The organism is Streptococcus oralis (genome assembly GCF_001579525.1).
In the GTDB taxonomy this organism is placed as follows: Bacteria; Bacillota; Bacilli; order Lactobacillales; family Streptococcaceae; genus Streptococcus; species Streptococcus oralis_M.
In genome coordinates, this window is record NZ_KQ970789.1 from 86,949 (window position 1) to 113,105 (window position 26,157).

Annotated in this window: 21 protein-coding genes; 1 reads left to right on the plus strand and 20 read right to left on the minus strand. The window is 41.0% G+C overall.

Annotation, left to right across the window (positions count from 1 at the left end; genetic code table 11):
• Positions 1-71: 71 nt before the first annotated feature.
• The 20 genes from SORDD25_RS04000 to SORDD25_RS04095 form a co-directional block, all read right to left on the minus strand.
• Entirely contained in the window at positions 72-329 is a 258-nt protein-coding gene (locus SORDD25_RS04000; protein WP_000371301.1) for a DUF896 family protein, read from the minus strand.
• A gap of 42 nt (positions 330-371) precedes the next feature.
• Positions 372-2,408 carry a glycine--tRNA ligase subunit beta gene (glyS, locus tag SORDD25_RS04005; RefSeq protein WP_061852714.1) on the minus strand — a complete coding sequence of 679 codons (2,037 nt, stop codon included), beginning with the start codon at positions 2,406-2,408 and terminating at the stop codon, positions 372-374.
• 260 nt (positions 2,409-2,668) lie between these two features.
• A complete protein-coding gene (gene glyQ, locus SORDD25_RS04010) occupies positions 2,669-3,586 on the minus strand; it encodes a glycine--tRNA ligase subunit alpha (protein ID WP_000038733.1) in 918 nt (305 codons plus the stop codon).
• Between the two features lie 35 nt (positions 3,587-3,621).
• The gene (locus SORDD25_RS04015; protein WP_061852715.1) at positions 3,622-3,993 is read right to left on the minus strand and encodes a GFA family protein; all 372 of its coding nucleotides are present in this window, start codon (positions 3,991-3,993) and stop codon (positions 3,622-3,624) included.
• A 319-nt stretch (positions 3,994-4,312) separates the two neighbouring features.
• Positions 4,313-8,821, minus strand: a complete 4,509-nt coding sequence (locus tag SORDD25_RS04020; RefSeq protein ID WP_061852716.1) for a S8 family serine peptidase — start codon at positions 8,819-8,821, stop codon at positions 4,313-4,315.
• Positions 8,822-9,110: 289 nt separating this feature from the next.
• Positions 9,111-9,953, minus strand: coding sequence for an aldo/keto reductase (locus SORDD25_RS04025; RefSeq protein ID WP_061852717.1), 843 nt, complete (start codon positions 9,951-9,953; stop codon positions 9,111-9,113).
• A gap of 81 nt (positions 9,954-10,034) precedes the next feature.
• Positions 10,035-11,426 (minus strand): peptidoglycan-N-acetylglucosamine deacetylase PgdA, encoded by a 1,392-nt coding sequence (pgdA, locus tag SORDD25_RS04030; RefSeq protein ID WP_061852718.1) that lies wholly within the window; start codon positions 11,424-11,426, stop codon positions 10,035-10,037.
• A gap of 102 nt (positions 11,427-11,528) precedes the next feature.
• Positions 11,529-13,256: a septation ring formation regulator EzrA gene (gene ezrA, locus SORDD25_RS04035; protein WP_061852719.1), complete on the minus strand. Its 1,728-nt coding sequence runs from the start codon at positions 13,254-13,256 to the stop codon at positions 11,529-11,531.
• An 80-nt stretch (positions 13,257-13,336) separates the two neighbouring features.
• On the minus strand, positions 13,337-15,283 hold the full coding sequence (gyrB, locus tag SORDD25_RS04040) for a DNA topoisomerase (ATP-hydrolyzing) subunit B (protein WP_061852720.1): 1,947 nt from the start codon (positions 15,281-15,283) through the stop codon (positions 13,337-13,339).
• A 14-nt stretch (positions 15,284-15,297) separates the two neighbouring features.
• Complete coding sequence (locus tag SORDD25_RS04045; RefSeq protein ID WP_061852975.1) at positions 15,298-15,861, minus strand: HAD-IA family hydrolase; 564 nt, start codon at positions 15,859-15,861, stop codon at positions 15,298-15,300.
• A gap of 84 nt (positions 15,862-15,945) precedes the next feature.
• The gene (locus tag SORDD25_RS04050) at positions 15,946-16,500 is read right to left on the minus strand and encodes a DJ-1 family glyoxalase III (RefSeq protein ID WP_061852721.1); all 555 of its coding nucleotides are present in this window, start codon (positions 16,498-16,500) and stop codon (positions 15,946-15,948) included.
• 10 nt (positions 16,501-16,510) lie between these two features.
• A complete protein-coding gene (locus SORDD25_RS04055; RefSeq protein ID WP_061852722.1) occupies positions 16,511-17,734 on the minus strand; it encodes an FtsW/RodA/SpoVE family cell cycle protein in 1,224 nt (407 codons plus the stop codon).
• A 5-nt stretch (positions 17,735-17,739) separates the two neighbouring features.
• Positions 17,740-20,229, minus strand: coding sequence for a bifunctional DnaQ family exonuclease/ATP-dependent helicase (locus SORDD25_RS04060; RefSeq protein ID WP_061852976.1), 2,490 nt, complete (start codon positions 20,227-20,229; stop codon positions 17,740-17,742).
• Between the two features lie 199 nt (positions 20,230-20,428).
• Complete coding sequence (locus SORDD25_RS04065) at positions 20,429-21,280, minus strand: NAD(P)H-hydrate dehydratase (protein ID WP_061852723.1); 852 nt, start codon at positions 21,278-21,280, stop codon at positions 20,429-20,431.
• A gap of 14 nt (positions 21,281-21,294) precedes the next feature.
• Positions 21,295-22,116, minus strand: coding sequence for a hypothetical protein (locus SORDD25_RS04070; protein WP_061852724.1), 822 nt, complete (start codon positions 22,114-22,116; stop codon positions 21,295-21,297).
• Positions 22,117-22,168: 52 nt separating this feature from the next.
• Positions 22,169-22,942 carry an HAD hydrolase family protein gene (locus SORDD25_RS04075; protein ID WP_061852725.1) on the minus strand — a complete coding sequence of 258 codons (774 nt, stop codon included), beginning with the start codon at positions 22,940-22,942 and terminating at the stop codon, positions 22,169-22,171.
• A complete protein-coding gene (locus SORDD25_RS04080) occupies positions 22,926-23,804 on the minus strand; it encodes a bifunctional methylenetetrahydrofolate dehydrogenase/methenyltetrahydrofolate cyclohydrolase (RefSeq protein WP_061852726.1) in 879 nt (292 codons plus the stop codon). Before SORDD25_RS04080 ends, SORDD25_RS04075 begins: the two co-directional genes overlap by 17 nt.
• Positions 23,805-23,959: 155 nt before the next feature.
• Entirely contained in the window at positions 23,960-24,280 is a 321-nt protein-coding gene (locus tag SORDD25_RS04085) for a TfoX/Sxy family protein (RefSeq protein WP_061852727.1), read from the minus strand.
• Positions 24,281-24,313: 33 nt separating this feature from the next.
• A complete protein-coding gene (locus SORDD25_RS04090) occupies positions 24,314-25,048 on the minus strand; it encodes an amino acid ABC transporter ATP-binding protein (protein ID WP_061852728.1) in 735 nt (244 codons plus the stop codon).
• On the minus strand, positions 25,048-25,731 hold the full coding sequence (locus SORDD25_RS04095; protein ID WP_061852729.1) for an amino acid ABC transporter permease: 684 nt from the start codon (positions 25,729-25,731) through the stop codon (positions 25,048-25,050). Before SORDD25_RS04095 ends, SORDD25_RS04090 begins: the two co-directional genes overlap by 1 nt.
• 191 nt (positions 25,732-25,922) lie before the next feature.
• Here SORDD25_RS04095 and SORDD25_RS04100 point away from each other — a divergent pair, with 191 nt between their 5' ends.
• Complete coding sequence (locus tag SORDD25_RS04100; protein ID WP_000443577.1) at positions 25,923-26,153, plus strand: DUF1797 family protein; 231 nt, start codon at positions 25,923-25,925, stop codon at positions 26,151-26,153.
• The last annotated feature ends 4 nt before the right edge of the window (positions 26,154-26,157 follow it).

Consider the following 26,157-nt stretch of genomic DNA (forward strand, 5'->3'; position numbering starts at 1 on the left):
AGGGGCCAAATGGCTCCTTTTTTATTACAACAGAAAAAGGGCTTGTAAATCATCTACAACCCCCTTTCATTTTATGAGTTAGGATCATCTAAACTACGGCCGTGCAAACCTTTTTCACGTTGTACTTGGCGTAGTTTTTCTGGTGTAACGTCGTTTCCTTCCTCGTCCACAATTTTGATTCCCTCGATGTGGTGGCGAACAGAACGACGATAGCCTTCGATATACTCCTCACGAAGTTTAGCTTGTTCCACTTTTTCAGCAGAAGTTAAACCTTCTGTTTTTTTCTTTTTGGCAAGCTCGTTAATACGATCAATTTTTTTAGGATCCATGTTTCTCTCCTTTATGATAAGGTTTAATCCGTTTAACAGATTTTATTTGGTATTGATTTGGTTGAAACGTGCAAGTTTAGCTGCTTTCTTGGTTAGTTGAGTCAAGATTGCCAAGCGATTTTGTCGGACAGCCTGATCTTCAGCCATTACCATGGTATTTTCAAAGAAAGCATCAATAACTGGGCTAAGCGCAAAGAGTTGTTCTAATTTCTGGCTTGCAGTTCCTGACAAAACGAGTGATTCTACTGCTTCCGCCAAGGCTTTCTCTTCTTCATTCTCAAAGAGAGCAGGATCGACCGTGTCAGAACCTTCTGCCTTCTCAGCCAAGTTGAAAGCACGTGAGAGGGATTCGACAGATGGTTTGAAGTCTTCTTTCTTGCTTGCTTCCACAAGAGCACTTGCTGCTTCTAGCATATCCGCCACAACAAAGTTTGAACTTGCAAGAACTGCTTCCTTGATATCTTTTGGAGTAGAACCCATCATCTTATCAACACGAGCCTTGATGAAGTCCATAACCTCTGCTTTATTTTCATAAGTCAAGCTGTCAAATTTCAAAGTATAAAGGCTATCAATCAGCTCATCCATAGCAATGTGCCAACCAAAGGAATCCAAGATACGAACCACACCTTGTGTCGCACGACGAAGGGCATAAGGGTCATTAGAACCTGAAGGAATCAAGCCTACTGAGAAGAAACTCAAAATCGTATCCAATTTGTCTGCAATGGCTAGAATGGCTCCAACCTTGCTCTCTGGAAGTTCGCCTTCAGCAGCTGTCGGCATGTAGTGTTCACGAATAGCAGCTGCAACTGCTGGAGTTTCACCAGCAAGAAGGGCATATTTTTCACCCATAATACCTTGGAGCTCATCAAACTCACCAACCATACCCGTCAACAAGTCAAACTTGTAAATGGCTGCTGCACGCGCTAGGTCAACCGTTTCATCCACTGACAAACCAGCTTTTTCTGCCAAGAGAATGGCAATCTGCCCCGTACGAATCATGTGTTCACGAAGGGAACCAATCTTTTCATGGAAGGTCACATAGTTCAATTTTTCAACAAGGTCAGAAATAACCAATTTTTGGTCTTCACGCCAGAAGAATTCTCCGTCCTCCAAGCGGGCTACCAAGACTTTTTCATTTCCTTTGATAACATTTTCCAAATGCTCTGCGTTTCCGTTACGGACTGAAATGAAGTTTGGCAAGAGTTTACCATCTTGATCACGAACAACGAAGTAGCGTTGGTGTTCCTTCATCGAAGTCACCAAAACTTCTTCTGGAACGTCAAGGTATTTAGCATCAAAACTTCCCATAAAGGCAGTTGGGTATTCAACCAAGTTCAAGACTTCGTTCAGCAAGTCAGCATCAATCTCGATGCGTACACCATGCTCAGCTTCAATTGCTTTTATTTGGTCAACAATCATTTGCTCACGTTCACGTGGATCTGCGATTACAAACTGTTCACGAAGGTCTTCTTCATAGCTTAATGCTGACTGAATCTTAGTTTCTTGTCCCAAGAAACGATGGCCACGGCTCACACGACCGCCCTTGATATCAAGGAAATCCAAATCAAACTCTTCTTCATCTAAAAGAACAGTTAAAGTGTGAACAGGGCGGATGTATTCAAAGGTGTTGTTAGCCCAGTGCATGCTGACAGGGAAAGTCAGTGACTTCAAGACGTCTACAACACCTGGAACAATGGCTTCAACTGGTTGCCCCACTTCTTCCTTGGTAACATAGACATATTCTTCACCCTTGATTTCACGGAATTCAATATCTTCAACTGTCAATCCTTTTCCACGGACAAATCCTTGAGCCGCTTTGGTGAAGTTTCCATCACTATCCAAGGCAATTTTCTTTGCCGGCCCCTTGAAATCTTCTGTCAAATCAGACTGTTTGTCCGCAAGTCCAGTCACACGAACAGCCAAACGACGTGGTGTTGAGAAAGTTTGAATGGCTTCAAAGGAAAGACGATTTTCTTTGAGGAAGGCTACCATTTTTTCACCTAGTTGTTTTTCGCTTGGAGTTACCACATAGGCTGGTAACTCTTCAAGACCGAGTTCTACTAATAAGTTTTTTGTCATGTTTTTTCCTTTACATTTTCTTCAATCTTTTTTGATATGCACCTTAGGTACTGGGGACGTCGCTAACTAACTTTTGTGAGTCTGTAAGGAAATCTTCTACCAAATAAACTAAGATTTCCAACAGTCTCATCAAAGTGGATTTAGCTGACTGATTTTTGAACCCAAGGTTTCAAAAATCCCCACATAACAGTACGGCGGTGCATATCCCTCTAGCAAGTCTTCGACTTGCCTTTAACGATTTTAGAGCACAGTATTACTTACTATTCTGCGTCTTCTGCTAAGAGTTTAGCTCGTGTTGCTTCATCTAAAAGTGGGTAGCCTAGGCGTTTTCGTTCTGCGACAAAGGTTTTGGCTACGACACGGGCCAAGTTACGAATACGAGCGATATAACCTGCACGCTCCGTTACGGATACGGCACCACGCGCGTCAAGCAGGTTAAAGGTGTGTGAACATTTGAGAACATAGTCATAGGCAGGGTGAACCAATCCTTCTTCTAATGCACGACCAGCTTCTTTTTCAAACTTATCAAAGTTTTCCAACAACATTTCTTGGTCTGAAATTTCAAATGAATATTTTGAGTGCTCGTACTCAGGCTGGATGAAGATTTCTCCGTATTTTACACCATCAGCCCACTCGATATCATAGACAGAGTCGACTTCTTGAATGTAAGAAGCCAAACGTTCCAAACCATAGGTAACTTCCGCAGTCACAGGGCCCGTTGCCAATCCACCGACTTGTTGGAAGTAAGTGAACTGAGTGATTTCCATCCCATCAAGCCAAACTTCCCAACCGAGACCAGCTGAACCAGTCGATGGATTTTCCCAGTTATCTTCAACGAAGCGAATATCGTGTTCCAATGGATTGATGCCCAATTTTTCCAAAGACTCAAGGTACAGTTCTTGAATATTTGATGGAGAAGGCTTCATAACCACTTGGAATTGGTGGTGTTGGTAAAGACGGTTAGGATTTTCTCCATAACGACCGTCAGCAGGACGGCGTGATGGCTCCACATAAGCCGCATTCCATGGCTCAGGACCAATAGCACGAAGGAAAGTGTAAGGACTCATTGTCCCCGCACCTTTTTCATTATCATAAGCCTGCATGAGCATACAACCTTGGTCATTCCAAAATTGTTGCAAAGTCAAAATAATTTCTTGAAATGTTAATTTCTTAGACATTGAATACTCCTTTAATTTATATTATCTTTTTAGCTTTATTCATCAAGCAACCAAGAAAAAGCTGGGTCCTGAAAAATATGACGTTTGGGAACCGTTTGTAAATTCTGATCGCATTCGTCTATTGTACCTAATTTTAAAGCACAGAATTCTGGTATATTTTCTTGAGCAGTGAAAATTTGACTATGACAGTTCTGACAGTAATAGCGTTGTTTTCCTGGAGATGAACTATAGGTAACCAACTGTTCTTTTCCATGCAATACTAGGTTTTTACTGCTAACTTTGGCATTCACTGTATAGGCAGACGCAGTTGCTTTCCGACAGAATGAGCAGTGGCAAAAAACTAATTCCGACAATTCCTCATCTAAAGTGTAGGTCACTGCTTTGCATAAACAAGATCCTTTAAGCATTATGCTCCTTTCTATACTTAGGCATTAGACGAAATTCAAAAAGAACCGAATTTCAACACCCAAGCCTTGCGACTAGGGGCGTCTGAAACGCGGTTCCACCCTAATTTATTACTTCATTGTTTTTAAAAATACGACAGAAAGCGCCAGTTTCTTACCTTGTTCTACTTGGCTCCCACTACCCCAAGCTCGCTTGAAGAACGCCATAAGACTTTCTTTCCTAGCTAGTATTATAGCAGATTTTCTAGCTAGTGTAAACCAAAAATGAGTCTGAAAACAAAGTTCCAGACTCATTTAATAGTAAAGCTTCAGAAAGTCCTGTTTAAGGATGTCTTTTCGCTTTTGGTTTTTTGCCATGTAAATTTCTCTTGGCTTGTTTCAAGGCTGTAATGGCATCTTTGACATCTTCTTGGCTCGCTCCTGGATCTTTAAGGAGTTCCTGTGCCTCTTTAAAAGTTAAAAGATAAGCTGCTTTTTCTTTCTTGTCAGCATAGATAAATCTCGCGTTCTTTTCTTGGAAAAGGCGTTCATCCTTGACCAGTTTCTTCAGACTAGAGAAGTCAGTAGCTTTGCCATTTAATTTGCTTTTAGCCGTCGCTAAGGCAATGAGAGATTGGTCAATTTGATCCTGTTTGACTTTAGGATCTACAGCTAGTAAGGCAATTTCTTGGAAGGCACGATCATAAGCTCGACGTACTTTTTCCTTGGCATTAGCATATCGTCCAGTTTTAGTCGTTGCATAGTATGCTTTCATAGCTTCTTTCAAGGCTGTAACGTTCGAATCTTTTCCATCCAAAGCCTTACCAGCAGCTTCAAGACTAGCGAGAACGCCATCAATCAATTCTTGCTTCAACTTGCTTGACAAGGCTGACTGCGCCACTTGGAAAGCTTGGTCATAAGCTTTTCTCTTATCTGCACTACTATTAAAGTAACGAGACGTTTCTACCAGTTCTTTTTGTTGATTTACCGCAGCAAGCAAGGCCAACTTAGACACAATAGATAGACGCAAAGCATTATTTCGGCCTGGCTGAACGAGCAAGGAAACGAGATCTTCAAGGAGTTCATATCCAGTTGGCAAGGTGACTTGTACAGTATAACGACCTGTAGCAACTTTCTTACCAAAGGCGTATTGACCGTATTTTTCAGCAGGAAGAGTGATACTTGTCCCATCTTCTCCTTTCAGAACCACAGTAGTCGTCTTTGGAACTGCTTGATTGAAGGAAACAGACACAGGTGCATATTCTAGGAGATTTGCTAGGAAGGTAATGGTTTGGAAACTATTTTCTTCCGTCAAGTCAAACTCTTGGGACAAGGCACTGATAAATTTCAATTCTGTTCGGTCATAACTGAAAATTTCTGCTGTATAATGACCAAACTGTAAGAAATGAATCGCTTTTGTCTTGTCAACATCAACATATTGCCCCTTGCTATTTTTGATTCGATAGACGTAGAGGGTATCAATATCCTGATTTGTTTTTGCATCCTTCAAGGCAATTTTCACTCGACCACTATTTTGATCGCGCACAAGTTCAGCAAGTGAGATATAGTCTACATTTCCTGCATAGTCCTCAACAAGATAGTAAATATTAGCCTTGTCAACATCCTTAGGAAGTGTATAACTACCATCAGCATTTGCCTTAATCAGATGGGTGTTCTCAAGTGCACGAGTTCCAGACTGGTCTTTCCCAGTTAGAACCATGGTCCCTTTCTGGTCAAATGGTGTGAGGTAGAAGACTTTTTCTGAAAGGATACCGCCTTGACCCACATCTTTTGGTTTGCGAGCTACGAATTCTTGATTTCCATCTTTAAAGCGAATATAACCACTTGTGATGACAGGTTTTTGAGTATCAATTTGAATTTTGAAGATCGTGTATTGTTCTTTGGCTCCTGGAACGTCTGGTGTATAACTGATAACATAGTCGTATAAACCATCTGCAACGGTATTGCCATCAAAATCCTGACCTCTCCAAGCAGTATTATCTAGAATATAACTCTTCAGATTTCTACTGTCACCATCAAAGTAATTCTTACGAAGATCCTTTGCATCACCCTCCCAAATAGGATGTTCATGCTTGGTATCCGTAGCCGCATAAACTGTAGCCCGAAGATTTACAAGATTTCTCAAAGCAACCGTTTTGTATTCAACTAGGTCTTTGTTCCCATCATCGTTTGGAGAAATAGCAATACGGATATTTCCTTTTTCGTCCAACTGAAGAACATGCTTACCTTCAGCATTTTGTTCGATTCCAAGAACGGTAATTCGGCTTCCTTGGCGTTGACCTTTAGACACTAGAAGGTCATTTTGCAAGGTGGCTAGATAGGTCGCATCATTAGAGTAGTTAACGGCAGGATTTTCCTTGTCTACTTCCGTGTAAAATCCGTTTTTCCCTTCTCGGACAAGATTGTAAATTGGTTTTTCGACAGCGGGGAGATTTTGGAATTCACCTCGGAAGCCCATAAATGCAAGACTCACAACATCCCCATCATCTGCTGGATCTACAAATCGAACAAAACCTTCAAGGAAATAGCCATTTGGCATTTGTTTGCTGAGTTGATCAGCAAATTTTCGAGCATCTACTTTAACAGTGACTGTTTGACTGCTGTGGGCTTTGACCGTCACTTCAGGCCAGACTGTCTCCGTTAGTTTTCGAGGTCGAAGGGTGAATTTTCCATCTTGGATATCATCTGTATTGGTATTCACTACCATCTTGAGAGTACGGTCAGTATCTGAAATATTGTGTACAGTGACCTTGAAAGTAAATTGATCTCCAACATTTCCTAAAGTCACACTTGGATAACCATTTTCACCCGTTACATAGAGGTCGGTTGAAACTGCAGCAGCTGTATCCACAATACCTGAACCTTGCTGACGAGGAGAGGTATAAGTGCCTGTTTCCTTATTAACATGTGGTTTTGCGGTTGACATGATCAAGGCCTTGATAGTCTCTGATACTTGCTCAGGAGTCAATTCTGGATAGTGTTTTTGAAGGTATTCCTTAACCAGAACTGCAACACCCGTAACGTGAGGGGCCGCCATACTGGTTCCGCTGATACTACCATAGGTATTGTCATTAAAGGATGAGTAGATATTACCGCCAGGAGCTGTCACGTCTGGTTTCAATTGTCCATCGGTAGTCACTCCCCAACTTGAAAAGTCAGATAGCTGATTGGCTACATCGGATGGGCGATTATCCATCTTGTCATTAAAAACAATCTTGTAGTTCCCTAATTTTAAGGCTTCACCATACTGTTTAGAAATAAATACGGAAGGAATTTTCTTTGCCTCATCATCAATCGCCATATTGATGTTTGCACCCTCTACATTATTGTAGATCAAAGCACCAACTGCACCGTGTTTTCGTGCATTTTTGATCTTCTCTGAAAAGTTCATAGCTCCACGCTGAATGAGGGCAAGTTTCCCAGTTAAATCCAACTTCGCAAAGTCTTCTTCACGACCTAACCCTGCTTCGACATATTCATACTCTTTTCCTTTTTCAAAGTCCTTATCTGCTTCCGGTTGATTATAATCAAATTTTCCGTTATGAAGACCGGCATTTCCCTCTAAGCCTTTGACTTCAAAAACAGCTGTTGTCAATGTTTTATTGTTGACAGAAGCAACTGAAATAGACTCCTCAACAGTGGATGGATTTCCAACCAAGCCATAGTCTGGGTTTTCGGCTAGTGGTTTTGAATAACCATTTCCGAATGTATTGCTATTTCCTGCTGAGATAAGAACAGAGACTCCCTTGGCACGAGCCCGTTTGATAGCATCCACAATATCAGAACCAGCATCAACCATAGAACCAGTGCTATATCCCAAACTCATATTAATGGCATCTGCTCCCAAGGAAACTGCATCATCAATCGCTTTTACATAAAGGGCCGAACTTGTCGTCTTTTGGCGATCTGAAAAGACACGCATAAACATGACTTGGGCTTCTGGCGCCACACCATAGATCTTTTCACCATTCGGTGCTTCTTTATCAGGATTTCCAGCAGCAATTCCTGTTACGTGCATCCCATGAGAAGTTCTTTCTACTTCTTTGATATTATCTGTTCCGTCAAAGTAATCGTAGGCATAGACAACCTTATCACTATACCATTTACCGTAGTCGATTCCAGCAGCCTTTTTAGCTGCTTCGATGGCTTCCTTGTTTTTAAATTTTGCTTTTGACGGTTCCGAAATCCGAAGAACTTCATGATTCAAATCAAGTCCTGAGTCAATTATGGCAACAACTGTCCCTGCCCCCTTGTAACCAGCCTTCCAAGTTTTTGCTACTGTGATGATATCATTGCTTGAAAGACTATTGGGTTTTGCAGACTCAGCTTTTTCTTGTTCTTTTTCAGTAGTTGCCCTTTCTCCAGTAGTTTTAGAATCTGTCGTTGCTTGAGCCTCTTTTTTCTCTATGTTAGAATCCTTCTCAGTAGCAGACGCGTCGCCGGCATCTACTTTTGTGTCTTTTTGAACGACATCTTGATTTTCTTCATTTGCAACTGCGCTATCTTTTCCTGATTCTTGGGCTTCAGCAGTTTTATCAACTGGAACTTCTACCTTAGCATCTTGTTTACTAGCATCCTCTTTAGAAGTTTCAACTTCTTGTTTCTCTTCAACTGCTGCTATCCCATTAGTGGTAGTTAAGTCAGTCGCAGAGTTTGAGTGCTTATCGTCTTTTAGCTCTGTCTTTATTGCCTGAGTTTGTACTTGATTTTCACTTGTACTCTGCTCATTGGCACTGACTTGACTTGCTCCAAAAACCAAAGCAGTTCCCAATAAAACTGAAGTAAGACCAAATTTGTATTTCCTTAATGAAAAACGTTGTCGTCTATTCATAAATAATCTCCTTTTTCTTTAAAGTATATCTATTATAACGCAAATAATCCTAAATTTTCATAAAAATCTGAATTGTCACAAAAATGTAATATTTACGTATATATTTCACTTATTTAATTCTATCATTCGTGTTATTTGTTCTATCAAACCAATGTTTTCTAAATTCGTTCCTATATTTCAATCCATAAAATTATTTCATTATACAAATAATTTAGATTTTTTATACACAAAAAGACTAGGATTTAAAATCCTTAGTCTTTGTTATTTCGGTATAAATAGATTTTACAAACTAAAAATCCATCTCATCCACACGAGGTGCGCCCGAAGCTACCGAGATAGTCTTTAAGACTTCTCGCTCGTCTTTGCTGAGTTCAATTCCAAAACAGTCAAGATTGCTCTGGATACGAGAGACTGTCACTGACTTAGGTAGAGGTAAAAAACCTTCTGCCAAACTCCAAGCCAAGGCAATTTGTGCCACTGATTTCCCATGCTTATCAGCAATTTTTTGGACCTCTTTCTGTTCAAACAGCTCCCCTTGCCCAAATGGTCCCCAAGCCTCTAAGAGGATTCCTTTCTCTTTACAGTAGTCAACCACTTCCTCCTGATAAACTCCTAGTGCCAAGCGTACCTGATTGACCGCTGGGATGATTCTTGCTGTCTCAAGTAAGGCATCCAAATGATGGGGAAGGAAATTACTAACGCCGATAGCACGAATTTTACCTTCTTGGTACAGGTCCTCCATCGCTCTCCAGACATCGGCATTGCGAGTTTTCCATTCGTCATTTTCTCTTAAAGGTTTTGGATTTGGCCAATGGATAAGGTACAAATCTAGATAATCCAATCCCAGTTTTTCCATTGATTCTTCAAATGCTTGGCGTGCTTCATCATAGCTGTGATTGGTATTCCAGAGTTTGGTCGTTACAAAGATTTCTTGTCGTGGAAGACCGCTATCTCGAATAGCACGACCAACACTTTCCTCATTTTTATAGATAGCTGCAGTATCGATATGACGATAACCAGCCTTTAAGGCTTCTAAAACGGCTTGGTAGGCTACTTCTCCATTTTCAGCTTTCCATGTCCCAAATCCTAGTACAGGAATTGAAATTCCATTATTAAGGGTATAAGATTTCATCGTTTTTCCTTTCTATGTGAAGAAAATCTAAAGAAACAAAATCCTGATTATCAGAACACTTGCCCCTTTAGATTTTAACAATTATTGATCACGATCGTAATAGATCTCGTGAGCTTTCAAGCGAGAATTGAGCAATTCAGGAACGGTCACAAATGTATACCCTTCACCCTTTAAATACTCAATGACACTTGGTAGAGAATTAACTGAAGGACCATGGATATCATGCATGAGGATGATAGAACCATTGCGAACCTGACGTTGAATCTCTGTCAAAATGGCTGTCTCGTTTTTACTCTTCCAGTCCAAACTATCCACGTCCCACATGATGAAGCTTAAATCAAGGCCGTTTCGAATATCATCAGTGATGGCACCATAAGGTGGGCGCATCAGTTTAGAGCTTGATCCTAAAACTTGAGTTAGCAAATCTTCTGTATCGGTGATTTGCTTTTTAGCATCTTCGAGGGATAATTTAGAAAGAACGGGATGACTCCAGCTGTGGTTTCCTACAACATGACCTTCTGATTTCATTCGTTTTAGAAGATTTTCATTACCTGCAATGTTTTTACCAAGTACAAAGAAGGTTGCTTTTACACCATATTTAGCTAAAGTATCCAAAGCCTGCGTGGTTGTAGTTGGATTTGGACCATCGTCAAAGGTCAAGGCTACAACTTTTTTATTTTTCTTAGCAAAGTATGCTTGGTAAAGTTCAGCATCCTTTTCTAATAGATAAGAGGACTCAATGACATCAAAGAAACTAGATATTGGCAAAGCAATTTCCTCAACAGTCTCTCCAGGATTAGCAGGATAAAGGATGATTTGACTATCCTTATAGTCAAAGCTCCAAGATGTCAATTCTTGCTCTGTGAAGCTCTTTATAACTTGATCAATTTTTGCCTGGTCAAGTTTCTTATCTTCTAGAGTTGATTTGATTTGACTCAGTAAGAGTTCCTTAGCTTTGCTTGCATCTTTGAAGAGTTTGCTGAGGTCAAAATCTTTCCCATCTTCAGTCAAGAAAATTTTCCCTAAAGAAGTTTTTTCTTTTTCTTCAACCTTTGATGCAGACAAATCGTAAACTTGCTTACTGATACTACGAGCAACAACTCCCTTTAAGACTGGGTCCAACTGCTCAGTATAATAAAAGACCAAATCCTCTTTATCTTCCAGCTTTTCTTTGATATCCTGGTTGATTTTTTCTCTAACAGACGCAATGACTTCCTCTCCTTGCAGAGGGTAGTAGGCAATCACCTCAGCTTGACCTTTTCGGAAATGGTCCTTCTGACTACCTGAGTTGAATTGCTGGTCCTTTTCGCTTTTTAGCGCTTCAATTTTTTGTTCGTAAGATTGCTTTTGTAACAGCTTATAACCAATAGCACTCCCTAATAGAATCGTAGCAATTCCTAAGATTCCAACAAGGGAAAGCAATAGCCTTCTCGTTTTATCGTGAGAAACACGTTTCGCTCTATTTTTTTTCATATTTCCATCATATCAAATCAAGGCTATTATTTCAATGATAAACAGGGATTCTGTCTTCTTTTTAGGGAAATAAAAAAGCTTAGAAATCTCTAAGCTTCTATTTTAAAAACGAATCGCTTCACGTGTTTTTTCATATGAAGTTACAAAACGGTTTGTAACCCCTGGTTCAGCAACTTCCAATGCTTGTGAAATTTTTTCAAATGATGCCTGGTAGTCAAACTCTTTTTCAAAAATTTCAAGCGCTTCGTTAAAGGCCTCTTGGATACGCTCATCGAATGAACGGTAACGGTTTGAGTATTGCAAGAGTTGCTCCGTCAAGGTCGCATATTGAACGATATCATAGGTTTCTGTTTCAAGTGCTTCCATATCATTTGTTGCAATTTCAAGAACGCGTTTAACCGATTCAATATTGACTTGTGGTTGTTCTAACTCTGCCATCAAATCTTCAGTGTTATGACTTGCAGTAAAGAAAAGTTTCAAGAAACTTTGAGGGATTCCTGGCAAGTTTCTCTTCTCCATGTAACGTTTGATCGTATGCAAACGGTTCACATAGACATTTGCTCTTTGGCGAGCATTGAGGTCCTCTTTTTCGATTTGCGCAAGTCGTTCGCTAACAGAGATTTGCTCATCCTCAATATCCTTGAGGTTGCTTTGAAGCATTTTCAACTGTTCTTCAAGAGCAGAGTAGGCTTGTGTTGACTCACCTTGATCCTCTGTCACTTCCATGATTGCCTTATCAAGTGCAGCCAATTCTGCTTGAAGACGACGAACATGATTGCCATCACTTTCAGGAAGAAGGTAGGTTTTAGTCAAGCGTTCAAGATCTTGAACAAGCACCTGATTATTTTCTTTCAAGTGGTTGAGATAAGTGGGTAATGTCGAAAGAAGACTTTCAACCACTTTTTGAGCTGCAATTTCACGAGTGAAGATATTGTAAAGTGCGTTGATTTCTTCTTGAATGCGATTATTTTCATACTCTGCATTGTCCAATTCCAACTGACGAATATTTTCTTGATTATTTTTCAGAGATTCGTGCAAAAGTTGGAAACGAGACTCAATATCTGTTTCTGTAAAGTGATAGTTGGCATCTAACAGCTTGCGATAGCCTTCTTCCAAATCTGACAATTGATCTGGTAGGTCTGTTGTCAATGTTTCAACTAGAGCCGGAATACGATCAACGATATGAGTTAAGGCAAGAATATGGTTTTCAGTATCATCTAAGATTGCTGCGGCTTCAACTGGATCACCTGAAGAGTTCAAGGTAACAAATTGAGAGAATTCTGATTGGATGTTTTCCAATTGTTTCTCAATCTCAGGAAGGGCTTTCCCATATTTTTCTGAGTTTTCTGCAACAGTGTGCTGGAGTGTTTCAAACAAGTCCAAAGCGTGCAAGACACGACCACTGTTTTTAGATTCTTGTTTTTCAAGTTCTGAGAGGGCATTGCGAATAGCTGCAATGTCTTCTTCGATCAAGTCGATTTGGCTCTCAATTTGATCAATTTTGTGTGTTGCTTTAAAGAAACGGAAAGAATTGTTGTAGCTTTCAGCTTCAAAGAGATGGTTTTCAATATCAGCAAATGAGTTAAGTGATAAATCAACCCATTTTTGATTCCATTCACGGAAGGTTACCTGACTTTGACCAATCAAGTGCATGTTTTTAACGGCTTCAACCTCGTCATTAACTGGGAGGTTGTAGAGTTCTTCTTTTCTTTCTTCAAGGGCCGTTAATCGACTTACATTACGCTTACGTAAAAAGATAACTGCTACATAAGCTAGGATCAAAATGACTGCAATCGCAACCATTAGATAAATTAGTTGTCCATTAGACATATCAAACTCCTTTTATACTAGAAACAATCGTAATGATTATATCATATTTTTTAAACCAAGGGAACTATTTCCCACAATTTTTAGACGTCAAGTGTACTATAAACAGCGTTTTCTTCAATAAATTCGCGACGAGGTTCTACTCGATCCCCCATCAACATATCAAAGATCTTATCTGCTTCGGCAGCATCATCTACCGAAACACGCGCCATCAAGCGATGTTCTGGATCCATGGTTGTTTCCCACAATTGGTGGTCATCCATTTCTCCTAAACCTTTATAACGTTGGATGGTTGGTTTTGAACGCCCTTCACTATGACGTGCTAAGGCTTCTTGGAGTTTAATTTCTTGATCCGCACCTGGCTGGATGTATTCTTTAATCTCACTTCCAACTTTTACTCCGTAAATTGGCGGTTGGGCAATGTAGACATATCCAGCTTCTAGAATTGGCTTCATGTAGCGGTAAATCAGAGTCAGTAAGAGGGTTCGAATGTGGGCTCCATCAACATCGGCATCGGTCATCAAAACGAGTTTTTGGTAACGAGCCTTAGTGACATCAAATTCTGCCCCAAAACCTGTTCCCATGGCTGTGAAAAGGCTCCGAATTTCTTCGTTGGCAAGAATTTTATCCATGCTGGCTTTTTCAACGTTCAAGATCTTACCACGAATTGGCAAGATAGCTTGGAATTCACGGTTACGACCAGATTTAGCTGATCCACCAGCTGAGTCTCCCTCAACGATGAAGAGTTCGGTTTCAGCAGGGTTATTTGAAGAACAGTCTGCTAATTTCCCTGGAAGATTGGAAATTTCCAAGCCAGATTTCTTGCGAGTGACTTCACGCGCACGCTTAGCAGCTACACGAGCCTTGGCAGCCAAAATCCCTTTTTCCACGATGCGCTTGGCAATCTGTGGATTCTCCATGAGGAAATCAGAAAAGGCATCGCTAAAGAGGCGGTTGGTAATCTTAACCACTTCGCTATTTCCCAGTTTGGTCTTGGTTTGTCCTTCAAACTGCGGATTTGGATGCTTGACAGAGATAACAGCAGTCAAACCTTCACGAACATCTTCCCCTGTCAGGTTGTCTTCATTGTCTTTTAGCAGTTTATTCTTGCGGGCATAATCGTTGATAACACGCGTCAGTGCTGTACGGAAACCTTGCTCATGCGTACCACCTTCATGGGTGTGAATGTTATTGGCGAAACTCATGACGTTTTCGTGGTAACCGGTTGTGTACTGCATGGCTACTTCAACTGTGATATCATCCATTTCACCGTCTGTGTAGATTGGTGTATCAAAGATCACATCCTTATTTTCGTTGATATACTCAACGTAGCTAGCAATTCCACCTTCATAGTGATAATGCTTGGTTTGTTCGAGACCTTCACGCTTGTCTGTAATTGAAATTCGAAGTCCTCGGTTCAAAAAGGCTAATTCTTGAACACGTTTGTTTAATTTTTCAAAGTCAAAAGTCGTTGTTTCTGTAAAAATCTCTGGGTCTGGTGTGAAGTGAACTGTAGTTCCTGTTTTATCTGTATCTCCAACGACCTCAAGATCAGCAACAACATGACCACGACGGTATTCTTGGTAATGAATTTTGCCGTTTTTGTGAACATGAACATCTAGTTGCGTTGAAAGAGCGTTTACTACTGATGAACCTACTCCGTGGAGTCCACCTGATACCTTATATCCGCCACCGCCGAATTTTCCTCCAGCGTGAAGAACCGTAAAGACTGTCTCAACAGCAGGACGTCCCGTCTTTTCTTGAATATCAACAGGAATTCCACGACCGTCATCCACAACGGTAATAGAATTATCAGGTTCGATAAAGACTTGGATATGACTAGCAAATCCAGCCAAGGCCTCGTCAATAGAGTTATCAACAATTTCCCAGACTAGGTGGTGAAGCCCCTCTTTAGCAGTCGATCCGATATACATACCTGGACGCATACGAACGGCTTCCAGACCTTCTAAAACTTGAATTTGACTGGCATCATAATCCTGTGCCTGTTGGTTTTTGATTTCTTCTGTCATTTTTTTCCTTTTTCTTACATGTCTATTGCTGGTCTCAGTGTTGCAACATTGTCAAAAAGATAGGTATCTAGGCCTGCAGCTTTACCTGCTTCTACATCAATATTTCTGTCACCAATGACCAAACCAGATGTAATATGATATTTATCACGTAAATAAATCATGGACTCAGGATCTGGTTTCCGTTTAAAGCCAGAACTGGCAGTCACCACCTCGGTGAAGTAGTTCGCTATCTGGGTCTTAGCAAGAAGTTCTAGCACTTGGTCATTTCGATGAGAAACTAAGAAATGGCGACCACCCTTGTCCGAAATGTCTTTGAGTAATTCTGGAATTCCCTCAAACAAAACTGGATGCTCTAGCTCACGCGCTTCATTTTCTTTATAGTTCTCTAAAACCCCCTCGATATCTGGTGCAAACTTCTCGATGGCAAAAGCTGTCGAAACCTTCAAAGCTTCGTAGACACGGTCGTGTTCTTGCTCTATTCCATATTGGGCTAAGGTTTCTACAAAGGCTGCTGTAGAAGTCTCATAATTATCCAATAGGGTACCACCTAAATCCCATATATAGTCGTGATATTTCATACCCTTCATTATACCATTTTTTTATGAAAAAAGCGATGATTTCCTAGATTTTTCCAAGTAAAAAACGAGAGCCGAACTCTCGTCTTACAGTTGATTTCCAAAGACATCTCGATAGAGCATGCCGACTCGTAAACTTTCGGCATCTCCTCCCAATTGCTCTACCAACTCATAGGCAAAGGCAAGGGCAGTTGACGGTCCTCGGCTAGTTGTTAGATTACCATCTACAACCACTGTTTGCTTTTGATAAATTCCGTCAGTAATTTGCTCCTGAACACCGTCATAACAAGTAAAGTGCTTGTCTTTCAGGATACCTGCTTGATGGAGGGCTATTGGGGCTGCACAAATGGCAGCAATTTTCTTTCCTGCTTGGTCAAAGGCTTTAATCTCAGAAATGAGGGCTGGATTATCCCGTAGGTGAGCTGATCCTGGCATGCCACCAGGAAGAACGACCAAGTCATAGTCAGACAAATCACCATCAAAAACACGATCAGCTTTCACCTGAATGCCATGCGATCCTGTCACCTGCTCTTCAAATCCTACCATATCACATGAAATGTTTGCTCGACGCAAGACATCAACTACTGTCAAGGCTTCAATTTCTTCAAAACCCTGGGCTAAGATAACTGCTACTGTTGCCATAGTGGCCTCCTTATTTGATTTGTTTTAGGACGACTTTCTTTCGTTTGAATGGAACTTTTCCACTTTTCTCTTCTGCTAGATTGGTCTGGTAACTCATAGATAAGAGGAGACCGACACCAATGAGGTTGCTAATAATTGCGGATCCCCCTTGAGAGATGAAAGGTAGAGGAATCCCTGTCAAAGGAAGTAAGCCTGTCACGGCACCGATATTTTCAAAGATATGGAAGAGCAACATCATGATAAAACCAGTCGAAATGTAGGTGTAGAACTGGTTATTTGACCTGAGAGTAATCTTCAACATCCGATAAATAAGAAGCAAGTACAGGGCAACCACAAAGACCGAACCAATGAAGCCAAAATCCTCAGCAATCACCGTGAAAATCATATCACTCTCACGTACTGGAATGAGGAGATTGGACACATTGAAACCTTGCCCAAACAAGCCACCACTTCCAATCGCAATTTGTCCCTGCGCCTGTTGATATGTTGTTGTTTGTGCAAAGTCAAAGGGATTGAGCCAAGCCAAGATGCGGTTGATCTGGTAAGTTGGCATCCCAATCTGATGCAAGAAGGCACGTCCATCCTTGCTTATAAAGATGGCCATAAAACCTGCAACTGCAGTCACTCCTGTCGCAAAAATAGGAATGATAATCTTCCACGAAATACCTGAAAGGAGAACCATACCGGAAAAAATAGCTACAAAGACCAAGGCAGTCCCCAGATCACTTTGTAGGGCTAAGAGGATCAAGACTGGTATGGTAAAGGCGATCATCCAACCAATCAATAGGAAATCCAAGGGAATAGTCCGTCGCCATTCCTTGTGTTTTTGAGTGAATCTTACAATGGCTCGAGCCAACATCAAGATATAGGAAATCTTCATGAATTCCGATGGCTGGAAAAGTGTCGTTCCACCAATCGATACCCAGTTCTTGGCACCTGTTGACGCTACAAGATTTGGATTGTAGAAAACAAGGGGGAGGACCATCAAAGCTAGCCCTAGACCATAAAGATAGGGAGTCACCTTCCATAAAAACTCGGTATTAAAGAACATGACCACAAATCCAATGACAAGACCCAAGGCAATCCAAGCGATTTGCTGACCTAGAATTGGTAATACAATATTTGGATAGTCATGACTAACTGCTATATAAATGGCCACTACTCCAATCACCAGTAAACAAAACACTGGTAGGAGGAGGCTATAATCGACTCGAGAGTCGAAGGAACGTTTCATATTTTTTACCTTTTCTCTTTCTTGGATTTTTCTTTCATTCTATTGCGACGAGATTGGAGAAAATCAGCTACAGCAGGCTCTAGCTGTTCTCTAGAAAGAACCTGAACAGTCCTTTCTTTTGACAAGGCCTGAGCGATTTGTTTGCCGTAACGCTTGCTGACGACACGACTGTCTAAGATAACAGCAACCGAACCTTGATCAGATCGTCTAACAGTACGGCCCAGGGCTTGTTTTAACCGAATGATCGCCATCGGCAACTGATAATCATAGAAAGGATTTTTCCCTTCTTGACGCAGTTCTTGGTTTAATTTTTTGGTTAACGGTTCTTGGGGATTTTGGAAAGGCAATCTCGGAATCACTTGGATTACAAATGGATGAGTTGAAAAATCAACTCCTTCCCAGAAACTACCTGTTCCGAGTAAGATCTGGCGTTCGCCTTTTTCAAAACGTTTTTTCAGTTGGCTTGGTTCCCCATTTTTATACTGAGCTAGATGCGGTTGGTCGAGCAGGTCCGAAACTGCCAGCAGCATTTCTTTTGAAGTAAACAAAACCAATAAAGGTTCTTGAAAGACTTGTAACCTTCGGATAACAGAAGCCACTTCACTAGCATAGTCAAAAGGCGAAACTTCTGTCACAAGAGGAAAATCATTGACTAGAAAGACTTCTTGTTGCTCCTGTTTTGCTACATCAAGCCTAACAAGCGGAGCATCCGGAAATCCCAATAAATCTGCTAGGGAAACCCGATTGCTGATTTCAAGAGTGGCCGATACTCCTAGGAGCCTACAATCTTCTGGCAATAGGTCTGCTAGTATAAAGCGGCCTTTTTTGCTTGAACAAATCAAGACAGCCTTGCTCGATTTCTCTGCTGTAGCAAGCCAAAATTCACGGTCCGACGTGAAAAAGTTTGCCATCTCTCGATACTCTGGGAGAGTCAACTCCGAAAAATGCTGGCGCAAGTGTTCGAGAGAATCCAACCACTTCCCATTCTTCAGACCTGACTGATAGTGCTCTATCAAGTATCGATATTCAAAGCCAATACTCTCAAGCAAGCGCTTCTGAACCAAATCTTCCTCTGTCTCCAAGGACTTATCAAGCTGGGTTACAAGTTCCTCAAAGCGATAAACCTGCTGGGCTAGATTTTCAAGGGCTAGCAGCATTTTTTGAGCTTCATCCAAAATCACCAAACGGTTGTCAACAAACTCTGGATTGTCTTCCAAACGAGTAACCAGATAGGCATGATTGGTCAGAAGAACACGACTGGTCTTGACCTTTTCCTGCCCTCGTTTCCAAAAATCCTCTGTGGCAAATAAACTTTTCTTTGAAAGCTTGCCATCGTGGACTAGTTCTGGCAGAAAATGCTGATAGCGATAAAGTTGCCCGATTTCGTCCAAGTCACCAGTCTCTGTCTCCGTTAGCCAGATGAGCAGTTGCATTTTAAATCGTGTGAAAAGACGATTGGACTCCGGCCGATGGAGGACTTGGTGAAAAGCATCCAATTTCAAGTAATTTTGAGGCCCCTTGAGACTATGAATCTCCATATGGAAGACCTCTTTTAAGCGCTGACCTTCTTCTTGCATGATTTGATTTTGAAGAATTTTGGTCGGAACACTCACTAGGATACCTGCTTGACTCTCCAAGTTCAAAGCTGGGAGGAGATAACCATAAGTCTTGCCCAGTCCCGTTTGGGCTTGGATAAAGGAAGTCTGATGTTCTTCCAATAATTGCTCAATCTTCCCCGCAAATTCCAGCTGTTGTGGACGCTCCTCCAGCCCCAATAAAGAAATGTTTTTAGCAAAGTCTTTGGATAACTTTCGTGGGACTAAACCTTTGCTTTCCTTTTTGAGGAAAAGCCCATGAAGCTCCATCAAGTCTGGCGAAGATAAGAGAGATTGTTGCTGATAGACCTCCTCAATCACCAGATAACTTTCATAGAGAAGGTTGTCTGCAAGGTTTAATAAGCTTTCTAAGAGCCCTTTAGGTAGCTCAAAAAGTTTTTGACGCATGTAAAGCAAGAGTTCAGCTGTTGCTTGAGCATCTGACAGGGCAGTATGGGCATGTTCCAGCTCAATACCTAACTCTTGACAAAGGATACCTAGATTGTATTTTTCAAACTGAGGATATAGAACTTGGGCAAGCTCAACTGTATCCACCCGCGGTGTACGCAATTCATATCCTTCAAAAAAGAGGAACTCTGCAAGAAGGTTGGCATCAAACTGTACATTGTGCGCAACAAAAATACCGTCCTTAACCAATTCAAAAATTTTTCCGGCCACCTGAGAAAACTCTGGTGCCGCAGCCAAACGCTGATCGGTCAGACCCGTTAATTCTTTGATATGAGAATCCAAGGGTTCATGGGGATTGACATCAGTCGCATACTGATCGATGATGTCACCATTCTCAATCACCACAATGCCTACTTGAATAATTTTTGCCTTGCTTCCGGTGCTGGTCGCCTCTAAATCAACGACTACATACCGATCATTTCTTGCATTCATCATTAAAAATTATATCAAAAAAAGCATGATTTGACACCCCTCAACTTTGATAACAATCTCGCTTTCCTTTTGAGTTTGACTAAAAATCAAGACCTTAAAAGTGAGAATTTCACACAAGTTCAGCAGTTGGTCGCTAGTTCTGAGGTATTTGAAAACCTTATTAACAAAGCTACATCAACATAAAAAGACAACCAAGGTATTAGCTGCCTTTTTGAGATATTTTTTTCATTGCTTTCGGAAGTAGCTTGCTAATTTCTGTTGGCAAGACAAGGTAGTTTTCTTGAGCTAGTTCTTGCGCAATAGCTGAATGAAGGTGAGTTGCTGCCACCACTCTCTGATAGAGACTGACTTGATGAAACTGACCTGCAAAACCTGCAATCATCCCAGCCAGAGTATCTCCCATCCCACCAGTTGCTTGATAGGGACCTCCAACCTCTAACTGATAATATTCAGGCTGACCAGCTTCCCAGATACGAGTTGCTGGACCCTTCTCGACTAGAATCGTTCCTTGAGGAAAAGTAGAAAGAGCCCTAGCAGTCGTATCTTTATTTTGATGGTCAAGAACTATACCAGACAGTCTTTCCCATTCCCTTTGGTGGGGAGTTAGGATAAGCTGACTGGAAGGACATGGTAACTGACCTTTTGCTAAGATGCCCAAAGCACCGCCATCTGCAATCAAAATCTGGTCTTTTCTAAGGCTGTCACAGACCCGTTTTATGATTTCTTCTCCGAATGCATCCTCTCGCAAACCCGGACCTAACAAGACAACTTCTGCCTTTTCCAACTGTTCTTTTAACAATTGCTGGTCTTGAAGAGAAAATGCCATGGCCTCAGGTAAATGACTGTGCAGAGCCGAAATATTCTCCTTATCCGTGCCAACAGTCACCAACCCTGCCCCACTTTTGACTGCTGCCAAGGCAGCCATGATGATGGCTCCACCATAAGGATAGGTCCCACCAAGCAAGAGCAGACGGCCATAGTCTCCTTTATGACTGGTACGAGAACGTTCAATAATGACTTTTTCTAGTAAGGCTTGATCAATCATTTTCATCGTTTTTTCCTCAACTATCCTTTATCTGATTGTTTTAAAACAACTTGATAGACTTTCTTAGTCCACTCTTCTAAGTCTTCTCCATCATAGTCAAGATAATGCACCCTATCTTGTATTTTAGTTGGAATAATATTTTCAAATTGGCACTGATTATGAGTTGGAATAATGCAAATATACAACTCACTTAATAAATTAAGCATGTCCTTAATTTTTACAGCATGGTAACCATCAAAAATATAACCAGGAACTTTAATCAAATCTGTATAGATAAAATGAAAACTTACTCCAGGAATAAACTTATCTTGTAATTCTTTCTCTGAAGGAACTCGACCTAATAAACGCTCCATCGCCAATCGATAACCAGAACTTGTATTTGACCATCCTAACATGACATAGTCAAAATAATCTTTCGGATCAGATGCAGCATTTCGACTATCCAAAACCAACTCCTCAGCATCTCGCCTAAAGGCTTTCACAGCAGATAAGAGCTGACCTGTTTTAAAAATAGAAATCGCTGTATCTATAGTCGTAGTATGGCTACAGTAGTCTGAAGTCACTAGCCTCTTATGTAGATCATAAGTCGAAGCTACTCTTTTATCTGTAGGGGTAAATGGTGGAAGAAAGGGATGCTGACAGATGTAATCTAAAATCTCTTTTTTTAAACAAGAATCAGCACACTCGATACTTGTTTGACGTTTATGAAGTTTTTCGTAAGCTATAAATTTAGCAATTTTTTCTAATTCCCACTCTTGAATATTTGGATAATCAATTAGTGCTAAGTAGTATATTCCATCCCATTGTAAACTATATTCTCCATTATAAATTTTTAAAATCATCTAATCACCTCACTCCATTATACTACAAAAGGAGGGGCAAACCTCCTTCTATCTATTTTCCCTTAAATTCCGCAAAGGTCTGTAAGATTTTAGCTGCCACTGCTGGAGAAGGAGCTCCTTTTAGATCTAACGTGTCATCTGCATATGGAGTAAGGCCAGCAAAATCTCCTATCTGGACTGAATAGAGCGACGTTTTAAACAGTTCAATATCGTTTTGGTCATTTCCAAAAGCGATGAAGTTCTCCCCGCATAACTTTTCAACAGTTGTCGCCTTATGAGTATCCAAGGGATTAACATAAAGGCACTTTTCATGCGCATGATAGGAGAGATGAGCCTGTCCTAGTCTTTCTAGCTGACCAAGCAGATCATCAAGCAAATCCTCATGGTCGCCCATATAAACGACTACCTTAATCGGAGTCCCTAAATCCTCAAGTTTCTGATGACGAGCCACCTTTAGGGGATCTACACTGGAAATAAATGGAATCTTCTCTACAATCTGACCACTATAGTCAAAGCAATCATCTACAAAGAAAGGGAGATTATAAGTCTGGCAATAATCCACTAGCGCCTGATAAACTTTAGCATCGAGATTCCTTTCGAAGATAGCCTGCCCCAAATGATAGGCTACGCCTCCATTCAACCCTATGACCAAGCGCTGACTGAGTTCAGGGCCTAATAAACCCAAACAATCCCGATAAGAGCGAGCTGAGGCAAACACAAGCTCATGCCCATAATCTTCAGCCTTTAAAAGAACCTGCTGAATCTCCTCGTCTATGGTCATGTAGTCAAAAGATAGCGTTCCATCCAGGTCAAATACGAATTTCATTTTCCCAGTCCTTGTTTAGTGTTCGAAGCGCTGCCTGATAGGTTTGCTCCATTAGCATGGTAATCGTCATAGGACCAACTCCACCCGGTACAGGTGTGATGTGGCTAGCAAGTGGTGCAACCGCATCATAATCAACATCTCCACAAAGCTTGCCATTTTCATCTCGGTTCATCCCAACGTCAATGACAACCGCTCCTGGTTTGACAAAGTCAGAAGTCACAAACTTGGCGCGACCGATAGCTACGACAAGAATATCCGCTTGCGATGCTACTTGAGCTAGATCTTTTGTACGGGAATGAGTTAGAGTAACAGTAGCATTCTTGTCTAAAAGAAGCTGGGCCATCGGCTTCCCAACGATATTCGAACGACCAATAACGACCGCATTTTTTCCTTCCAGCTCAATCCCATACTCATGAAACATCTCCATAATCCCAGCAGGAGTTGAAGGAATCATAACTGGATGCCCTGACCAAAGACGCCCCATGTTTAGCGGATGAAAACCATCCACATCCTTTTCTGGCTCAATGGCAAACAAAACAGCCTCTTCGTCAATATGTTTAGGTAAAGGCAACTGGACCAAAATCCCATGCCAAGCTGGATCTTGATTGTATTTGGCAATCAAGTCTAACAATTCCGCTTGTGTAATGGTTTCAGGAACTCGCACTACTTCACTATGGAATCCTGCAGCAAGAGCTGACCGTTCCTTGTTGCGAACGTAGACTTGGCTGGCTGGATTGTCCCCAACCAAAATCACCACCAAGCCTGGAACTAAACCTGTTTCTTCCTTTAGTTTGGCAGTCTTTTCAGCCAACTGTCCTTGTAACTTAGCTGCAAGAGCCTTCCCATCAATAATCTGTGTCATATCACTTCTCTTTTCTGTCAAATATCCTCTATTATAATTATATCAAAAAACACCTTGCCATTCTAACACTTCTTGACTAATAGACCTTATAGTTTGAAACTATAAGAAAAAGCTCTTGTCGAGCTTTTAGTGCCTATTGATATTAGGTAAATCTGTCATGCTTTCTTTTTGACTTTTGGAGCTGGTAAGACTTCATACATCTCCTTGATTAATCTCATTAGAAATGATTTATCTTCAATGTCTTCTATCAAAATCATCTCCTTAGCTCCTTCATAAGGACGTTCAAGCCTAGTCTGTCCCAGTTGATCCATGAGCACCTTCACAGGCTTCAGTAACAGACGATTATCGTAGATTCCTCCAATAATCTTTCCACGATAATAAAGAATATACTCTCCCATCATTGGACGATAACTCATCTCCTCTAACTCTGATAGCTGTTCGAGAATAAAATCTAAATACTCTTTACTGGATGCCATGATGCCTACTCCATTTCTTCTAAAAATGAGGTCTTACAAAACCTTACTCAAAAATTCCTTGGTCCGTTTTTCTTTTGTTTGATCGAAAATCTCCTCTGGTGTTCCATCTTCGACAACAACCCCATCCGCCATAAAGATAACACGGTCTGCTACCTCACGCGCAAAGCCCATTTCATGCGTCACAATCACCATGGTCATCCCTGACTTAGCGAGGTTTTGCATAACAGCTAGGACTTCTCCAACCATCTCAGGGTCTAGGGCTGAAGTCGGCTCATCAAAGAGCAAAACATCTGGTTCCATAGCCAGTCCACGTGCAATAGCAATCCGTTGTTGCTGACCACCTGACAAACTCTGTGGATAAGCCGTCGCCTTGTCTGGCAAGCCAACTTTTTCTAACAGTTCCTGTGCTCTTTTCTCCGCAACTTCCTTGCTTTCACCTTTGGTTTTAATTGGTGACAAAGTGATATTTTCCATCACTGTCATATTGGGAAAGAGGTTGAATTGTTGGAATACCATACCCATCTTTTCACGCATAGCAAAAAGGTCATTTTTCTTATCAGTGATATCAACTCCTTCAAAGATAACCTTGCCTTTACTTGCTTCTTCAAGGAGATTCATCGAACGAAGAAGAGTTGACTTCCCGCTACCTGACGGACCGATAATGACCACAACTTCTCCACGTTTAATCTCAAGATTGATGCCTTTTAAAACTTCATTTTTCCCAAAAGACTTATGTAGTTCTTCAATTTTAATCAAGGTTTCTGTCATTATTTCTTGTCTCCTTGTCCAATATGTTTTTCAAATGCTTTCAACGCCACTGTCAAAACAGAGGTCATAATCAAATAGTAAAAGGCTGCAAATAAAAGGGGAGTCAACGGTAAATAAGTTGTTGTTGCTACAGTCGTTGCACCATTCCACAACTCCATCACCCCAATTGCCGACAAGAGGGAACTATCCTTGATAATGGTGATAAATTCATTTCCCAGCGCTGGAAGAATATTTTTGATAGCTTGTGGCAAAATGACATAACGCATGGCATTTTTCGGACGAATACCTAGAGAATATGCGGCCTCTAACTGTCCTTTAGGAACCGCATTGATCCCCGCACGAACAGTTTCTGAAACGTAAGCACCACTATTCATAGAAATAATCAGAATACCAGGAATCAAACGAGAAAGATCAACTCCTAAAATTCCCACTTGAATAGTCGGAGCATTGATATGCATAAGAGCAAAGGCAATCATAATCTGAACCATCATCGGAGTACCACGGAAGATCCAAACATACACATTTGCAAACCAAACGAGCGGTTTAAAGCGTGATCGCTGAACAAAGGCCAGTAACACGCCTATAATGGTTCCTAAGCAGACGACAAGGATGGAAATTAACACGGTAATCAGAGCACCATAGTTAAAATATGGTAAATACTTTGGTAAAAAAGAAAAATTCATATTCAATCAACTTTCTATGTATTAGATTGTATGATTATAACATGAATTGAATTAAAATGCAATCTTTTTTCTCTAATTTTAACAATTAACTTGATAGAATAGAGAAATAGAGAGAAATCACAGTTTTTTTCTAGTCAACTACCTCTTGTTTATGGTAAAATAGAAACGATAAGAAATGGAGGAGAATCAAAATGGAATCACATTTGGTTAGAATCATTAACCGCCTAGAAGCAATGACAAAAGATGGTGGAAATCTAAAACGTAATTTTGAACGTGAAGGTGTTGTTGTCGCAGAAGTTGCATACAGCCACGACGAAGAAAACGGATCACTCTTCACCCTTCGCGATGTAGAAGCTCGTGAAACTTATACCTTTGATAGCATTGATTTAATTGCAATGGAGATCTACGAACTCCTTTACTAATATA

Excerpts from the sequence above, each read along its gene's own strand:
- SORDD25_RS04000 (WP_000371301.1), bottom strand. The coding sequence starts at position 329 with ATGGATCCTAAAAAAATTGATCGTATTAACGAGCTTGCCAAAAAGAAA.
- glyS (WP_061852714.1), bottom strand. The coding sequence starts at position 2,408 with ATGACAAAAAACTTATTAGTAGAACTCGGTCTTGAAGAGTTACCAGCC.
- glyQ (WP_000038733.1), bottom strand. The coding sequence starts at position 3,586 with ATGTCTAAGAAATTAACATTTCAAGAAATTATTTTGACTTTGCAACAA.
- SORDD25_RS04015 (WP_061852715.1), bottom strand. The coding sequence starts at position 3,993 with ATGCTTAAAGGATCTTGTTTATGCAAAGCAGTGACCTACACTTTAGAT.
- SORDD25_RS04020 (WP_061852716.1), bottom strand. The coding sequence starts at position 8,821 with ATGAATAGACGACAACGTTTTTCATTAAGGAAATACAAATTTGGTCTT.
- SORDD25_RS04025 (WP_061852717.1), bottom strand. The coding sequence starts at position 9,953 with ATGAAATCTTATACCCTTAATAATGGAATTTCAATTCCTGTACTAGGA.
- pgdA (WP_061852718.1), bottom strand. The coding sequence starts at position 11,426 with ATGAAAAAAAATAGAGCGAAACGTGTTTCTCACGATAAAACGAGAAGG.
- ezrA (WP_061852719.1), bottom strand. The coding sequence starts at position 13,256 with ATGTCTAATGGACAACTAATTTATCTAATGGTTGCGATTGCAGTCATT.
- gyrB (WP_061852720.1), bottom strand. The coding sequence starts at position 15,283 with ATGACAGAAGAAATCAAAAACCAACAGGCACAGGATTATGATGCCAGT.
- SORDD25_RS04045 (WP_061852975.1), bottom strand. The coding sequence starts at position 15,861 with ATGAAATATCACGACTATATATGGGATTTAGGTGGTACCCTATTGGAT.
- SORDD25_RS04050 (WP_061852721.1), bottom strand. The coding sequence starts at position 16,500 with ATGGCAACAGTAGCAGTTATCTTAGCCCAGGGTTTTGAAGAAATTGAA.
- SORDD25_RS04055 (WP_061852722.1), bottom strand. The coding sequence starts at position 17,734 with ATGAAACGTTCCTTCGACTCTCGAGTCGATTATAGCCTCCTCCTACCA.
- SORDD25_RS04060 (WP_061852976.1), bottom strand. The coding sequence starts at position 20,229 with ATGAATGCAAGAAATGATCGGTATGTAGTCGTTGATTTAGAGGCGACC.
- SORDD25_RS04065 (WP_061852723.1), bottom strand. The coding sequence starts at position 21,280 with ATGAAAATGATTGATCAAGCCTTACTAGAAAAAGTCATTATTGAACGT.
- SORDD25_RS04070 (WP_061852724.1), bottom strand. The coding sequence starts at position 22,116 with ATGATTTTAAAAATTTATAATGGAGAATATAGTTTACAATGGGATGGA.
- SORDD25_RS04075 (WP_061852725.1), bottom strand. The coding sequence starts at position 22,942 with ATGAAATTCGTATTTGACCTGGATGGAACGCTATCTTTTGACTACATG.
- SORDD25_RS04080 (WP_061852726.1), bottom strand. The coding sequence starts at position 23,804 with ATGACACAGATTATTGATGGGAAGGCTCTTGCAGCTAAGTTACAAGGA.
- SORDD25_RS04085 (WP_061852727.1), bottom strand. The coding sequence starts at position 24,280 with ATGGCATCCAGTAAAGAGTATTTAGATTTTATTCTCGAACAGCTATCA.
- SORDD25_RS04090 (WP_061852728.1), bottom strand. The coding sequence starts at position 25,048 with ATGACAGAAACCTTGATTAAAATTGAAGAACTACATAAGTCTTTTGGG.
- SORDD25_RS04095 (WP_061852729.1), bottom strand. The coding sequence starts at position 25,731 with ATGAATTTTTCTTTTTTACCAAAGTATTTACCATATTTTAACTATGGT.
- SORDD25_RS04100 (WP_000443577.1), top strand. The coding sequence starts at position 25,923 with ATGGAATCACATTTGGTTAGAATCATTAACCGCCTAGAAGCAATGACA.